Raw genomic sequence first — 4,928 nt, 5'->3', positions numbered from 1 at the left:
CTTACCGTGGTCAACGTGTCCGATGGTTCCGATGTTGACGTGTGGCTTGCTTCTCTCAAATTTTGCTTTTGCCATTACTTTCTCCTCCTTAAATAACTAAACATTACATATTCTATTATAATATTTTTTTACTTAGATGACTAGTCCCTACAACGGAGCCTGGTGTTCCGAAGCTATAAGGGATAAATGGAGCCCATAAGCGGATTCGAACCGCTGACCTCCACCTTACCAAGGTGACGCTCTACCACCTGAGCTATATGGGCATTAATCTCACCTCATCAAGTTTACTAAAAACCTAATACTATGTCAATAGTTAAGTTAGAAAACTTATGAAGAAGCACTCTCAAGGTTTCGGGACAGTTTCTTTCTGATTCTCTGAATCGCATTATCTATGGCTTTTTCTTCTTTATTCAGCACATTCGCGATCTTCAGGTAACTGACTCCCTGAAGATAGAGTCTTAAAACTCTGTATTCAAAGTCAGACAGGGAATTTCGGATTTCTTTTCCAATCTCTTCTGTTTTCTCGCCGTCAATATAAAGCGATTCCGGATCATCCGTCTTGCTTGTCACAAGCATGTCCAGGTAGCTCTTGTTCGTGTCTTCCACATACACCGGCTTATTGAGGGATACATACGTATTCAGCGGGATATGTTTCTGTCTCGATGCCGCTTTCAGTGCAGTCATGATCTGTCTTGTAACACAGATATCCATGAAAGTTCTGAAACTCGCCTGCTTGTTGTCGCTGAAGTCCTTGATGGCTTCATAGAGTCCTATGAGGCCTTCCTGCATGATATCCTCAACTTCTCCTCCAACGATAAAATACGCCCGGGATTTGTTTCGCACATAGGGAAGATATTTGGCCGTAATGAATTCAGAGGCGTTCTTGTCTCCGTTCTGCGCAAGACGAACAATCTCTTCATCACTCAAAGCTTTAAACTTCTGCTCTTCTCTGGTCAAAATTTTCTCCTCCTTACAGATGGTCCAAAAGATTTTGAAAACTCCTAAATTACTAAAATTATTAATCAAAAATGGCTAAAAGTCAAGCTTTCAGCCATTTCTACGTAATTTTTCCAGTTTTTCCTTCGATTCGTCATCCATATGGTCGAAAAGCTTCATGGAATGCGTATCCGAGAGCTTTCTGGTCTTTTCGCTGATGCTTTTCTCCGCTTCCTTGAATGACACCCTGAATTCCAGAGAACTCATTCTCTGTGCCCCTCGTCCGAATATGATCTGCTGCTCCAGATTGTCCGAGGTAACTACAAGCACCTCCACTTTCCTTCCCACAAGATCCACCGAACGCTCGATATAGTCATCCGCCGTCTCTTTGTCCTTTGTATAGACCACTTCCACGGAGGTTCTCTTTTCTATATGCTGGCTGTTTCCCGATACCCTATGCGCATCAAAGACCACAGTGACTTCCGCATCATAGAAACTGGCATAGCTTATCATATACTCTATGAGCTTATCTCTTGCAGAGCCCAGGTCAAGCTCCTTCAGCTCCGACCAGGAATTGATTACATTATATCCGTCTATAAATACCCTTTTCATATCAAAAATGGGGACGAAAGTCCCCACTCCCCCATCTTCATTTCTTACCTGTTATTCTGGACTTCATCACTTCATACATCAGGATTCCTGCGGCAACGGAAGCATTCAGAGAATTGACTTTCCCGACCATAGGAATACTCACAATTCCATCACACTTTTCTCTCACGAGACGGGAGATGCCTTTTCCCTCGTTTCCGATGACAAGACCTACGCCACCCTCGAAGTTGGTATTGTAGCTTTTGGAATCCCCTTCCATATCGGCTCCGTAAACAAAGATTCCTGCATCCTTCAGCTCATCGATGACTCTTGCAATATTTGTCACCTTTGCGATGGCCATATGATTCACTGCGCCTGCTGACGTCTTGAATACAGTGGTGTTTACGCCCATGCTTCTTCTCTTCGGAATGATCACGCCGTGTACTCCGGACAGTTCAGCGGTCCGGATGATGGAACCCAGATTGTGAGGGTCCTGAATCTCATCCAGAATCAGTACGAAAGGTTTTTCGCTGCGGTCCTGTGCAATCTTAAGGATATCCGCCACCTCCGCATAACGATACGGAGTGATATAGGCGACTACACCCTGATGATTCGGCGTATTGGCTATCTCATCAAGTTTCCTGCGATCCACTTCAATCACCGGTATTCCCTTCTCTTTCGCGATGGACAGGACTTTAATGATCGAACCCTTGGTATCACCCTTTGAGACCAGAATCTTCTCCACGGTGATTTTACTGTCAAAAGCTTCCAGGACGGGATTTCTGCCTTCAATGATGTTTTCATTGATTTCCTTCTCTTCTATGACTTCCTTCGCTTTCTTTATGGCTCTCTCTTTTCTCTTCTGTCTCTCTGCTTCCTTCTGGAACTCCAGTTCAACTTTTCTCTTATTCTCTCTCTTTGCCATGATTTTCTCCTTCTTCTACGATTTTAAACGAAAGATCTATGATCTCTTCTAATCTTTTGTCTTTGCCAACGAGATACAAGTAGCCCACCAGAGCTTCAAAACCGCTGGCTCTTCTGTAATCGAGAAGATCCGCATTCTTAGGCACTGTATGGGATTTGGTGTTACGTCCTCTTTTATAGATGTATAATTCATCATCATGAAGACTTTCCTCTATACCGCAGATGATTCTGCTCTGGCTCGAAGCCTTCACATAGGAAACCGCTTTGATGTGCAGATCCTTCGGCAGCATATTGGGGTAGGCGAGAATCAGTCTTTCACGAACATGATTTTCATAGACACTGTCCCCTATAAATGCCAGCGATAATGGATTATAGTTTCTTGCACCGTTTTCACTGATTGGTCTGATATTTTCCATATTTACTCCCGTAAACTAAATTTGTTTTCATTATATCCTTCTTTAGACACAAATGACATAGCAAACTGCTCTCACTCACGCAAATGATAGAAAAAAGGATCTGATAAAGAATCAGACCCCTTGTGATGCCTATTATTTTGAGTAGTACTCAACAATCAACTGTTCATTGATTTCGATTGGCAGCTCTTCTCTCTGTGGCTCTCTTACGAGTGTAGCCTTAAAGTTTTCTACATCCTTTTCGATGTATCCTAGTGGTGATGCGGAAAGGTTGTTGAAGTTATCAACAAACATTTCTGTCTTTCTTGACTTTTCTTTCAGTTCCACTACGTCTCCGATAGCAAGACCATAGGAAGGAATGTCAATCTTCTTACCGTTAACCATGAAATGTCCATGGTTGACCATCTGTCTTGCCTGTCTGATAGATGAAGCAAAGCCCATTCTGTATACCATGTTATCCAGTCTCATCTCAAGCAGGTTCAGAAGCATTGTACCTGTCTGCTGCTTGCTCTTCATTGCCTTATCTACGTATCTTACGAACTGCTTCTCAAGCACGCCATAGTAAGCTCTAAGTCTCTGCTTTTCAAGCAGCTGAATTCCATACTCGGAAAGTTTCTTATCCGCTCTGGATGTTCCTCTCTTTGATCTGTTCATTGCCTTAGGATGTCCTACTACGTTCAGTCCTAGTCTTCTAGCAGTTTTAAAACGTGGTCCCATCATTTTTGCCATTTGTGTTTACCTCCAAAAATTTAAATACTTTGCCGCGGTATTTTGTATCTTTTGGATATGCCATAAATTATTGTAACTTCTTTATGTCTAAAAGTCAAAGGAAATTTCTTGTAATTTTACTGCAACCCAAAGGATATTTCATTTCATTTCTGAGATCAATCTGCCCCGGATGCCCCGCCGCTTTTCAGCATTTCCTCAAAGCCTTCGGTCAGAATGATTTCATTGTCGTAGGTCACCCACAGGGCATGGGCTCCTTCAATCTGACTGAGCATCTCTTTTCCCTCTTCTAAAGAGGAAAGGAACAATGTGGTGGACATGAAATCCGCAAGTCCGGAATCTTCCATCACAACCGTCACCGCTTTGAAATAGGCGCCAGGCATCAGTGTATCGGCATCAATAAGATGATGATACTTCACTTCATCCACATAGTAGTATCTCTGGTAATCTCCGGAGGTCACTACAGATATGTTGGTGTTGAACACTGTATCCAGACTATCCATGTCCGTGAAAATGGATTCATCCGGATTCTGTATTCCGATGCCCCATCTCTCTCTGACTCCATCCAGTGGTTTGTCCAGCGCTTTGACATTGCCTCCGGCACTGATGATGATGGAAGTGAACCCTCTTTCCTTCATGAGATCCGCTACTCTCTCTGTAGCATAACCTTTCGCCACAGCTCCTACATCAAGGCTCATTTCCGCATCTTCAAGAAATACGGTGTTCTTCTCATCGTCCACGATGATCTTCTCGATATCGGTATGCTCATTCTTCTCCTCTAGAAGCTCCATAGGCGGGAGCTTCGCTTCATCAGGGAAATCCATACCTTCTTCTCTGTAATCGCTCCAGACACGAAGGACAGCTCCCATGGCGATGTTCGCTTTCCCGTTGGTCTTTTCATACCACTCTTTGGAAAAGAGAATCAGATCGATGATTTCCTGATCCACTTCTACCGGCTTGATTCCGGCATTGTCGTTTATGGTCTTGATGTTATTTATACCTTCATAGGTATGATAGATGTCGAACAGTTCATGGTATCTCTTAAACTCAGCTTTGATTACATCGAACTCAGTATTGAATTCCTCTTCAGAATCCGCATAGCCGATGATTCTTGTTACGGTATCAAAGTATTCGAAAAAATCCTTCCGGAAATTCTCCTTCGCTTCTTCCTTTGGTACAGCCTGACAACCGGCTAAAACCAGAAGAATCAGAAGCAGTGGTGCTATTATTTTAGAAATCTTTCTCATATTTCCTCCTAGAAACAGAACGATTCTTCATTATTTACAATGAAAATTATATCATATGACAGGGATTTTACTTCGTTTTATTCCTTAATATTTC

Annotated in this window: 6 protein-coding genes and 1 tRNA gene; all 7 read right to left on the bottom strand. The window is 42.8% G+C overall.

The features are described 5' to 3' along the window. Positions 1-187: 187 nt before the first annotated feature. The 7 genes from ACHAL6_RS15265 to ACHAL6_RS15235 all read right to left on the bottom strand — a co-directional run bounded on the left by ACHAL6_RS15265 (position 188) and on the right by ACHAL6_RS15235 (position 4,834). Positions 188-263: transfer RNA gene (locus ACHAL6_RS15265), tRNA-Thr, on the bottom strand. 64 nt (positions 264-327) lie between these two features. Further along, entirely contained in the window at positions 328-957 is a 630-nt protein-coding gene (gene sigH / locus ACHAL6_RS15260; protein ID WP_395271514.1) for an RNA polymerase sporulation sigma factor SigH, read from the bottom strand. 90 nt (positions 958-1,047) lie between these two features. Beyond that, positions 1,048-1,575, bottom strand: a complete 528-nt coding sequence (locus ACHAL6_RS15255) for an NYN domain-containing protein (protein ID WP_395271513.1) — start codon at positions 1,573-1,575, stop codon at positions 1,048-1,050. A 10-nt stretch (positions 1,576-1,585) separates the two neighbouring features. Next, positions 1,586-2,449 (bottom strand): 23S rRNA (guanosine(2251)-2'-O)-methyltransferase RlmB, encoded by an 864-nt coding sequence (gene rlmB, locus ACHAL6_RS15250; RefSeq protein WP_395271512.1) that lies wholly within the window; start codon positions 2,447-2,449, stop codon positions 1,586-1,588. Then, on the bottom strand, positions 2,430-2,864 hold the full coding sequence (locus ACHAL6_RS15245) for a Mini-ribonuclease 3 (protein WP_395271511.1): 435 nt from the start codon (positions 2,862-2,864) through the stop codon (positions 2,430-2,432). The genes rlmB and ACHAL6_RS15245 overlap by 20 nt, the downstream gene beginning before the upstream one ends. A gap of 132 nt (positions 2,865-2,996) precedes the next feature. Then, complete coding sequence (gene rpsD, locus ACHAL6_RS15240; RefSeq protein ID WP_395271510.1) at positions 2,997-3,590, bottom strand: 30S ribosomal protein S4; 594 nt, start codon at positions 3,588-3,590, stop codon at positions 2,997-2,999. Positions 3,591-3,745: 155 nt separating this feature from the next. Next, the gene (locus ACHAL6_RS15235) at positions 3,746-4,834 is read right to left on the bottom strand and encodes an FAD:protein FMN transferase (protein ID WP_395271509.1); all 1,089 of its coding nucleotides are present in this window, start codon (positions 4,832-4,834) and stop codon (positions 3,746-3,748) included. Between the last annotated feature and the right edge of the window lie 94 nt (positions 4,835-4,928).

Source organism: Proteiniclasticum sp. C24MP (assembly GCF_043951855.1).
In the GTDB taxonomy this organism is placed as follows: Bacteria; Bacillota; Clostridia; order Clostridiales; family Clostridiaceae; genus Proteiniclasticum.
Note: the sequence above shows the minus strand (reverse complement) of the source record. Positions and strands in the feature narration are given on the sequence as shown.

Bases quoted from the DNA above. Each gene is read 5' to 3' on its own strand.
- ACHAL6_RS15245 (WP_395271511.1), bottom strand. From the start codon at position 2,864: ATGGAAAATATCAGACCAATCAGTGAAAACGGTGCAAGAAACTATAAT.
- rlmB (WP_395271512.1), bottom strand. From the start codon at position 2,449: ATGGCAAAGAGAGAGAATAAGAGAAAAGTTGAACTGGAGTTCCAGAAG.
- ACHAL6_RS15235 (WP_395271509.1), bottom strand. From the start codon at position 4,834: ATGAGAAAGATTTCTAAAATAATAGCACCACTGCTTCTGATTCTTCTG.
- rpsD (WP_395271510.1), bottom strand. From the start codon at position 3,590: ATGGCAAAAATGATGGGACCACGTTTTAAAACTGCTAGAAGACTAGGA.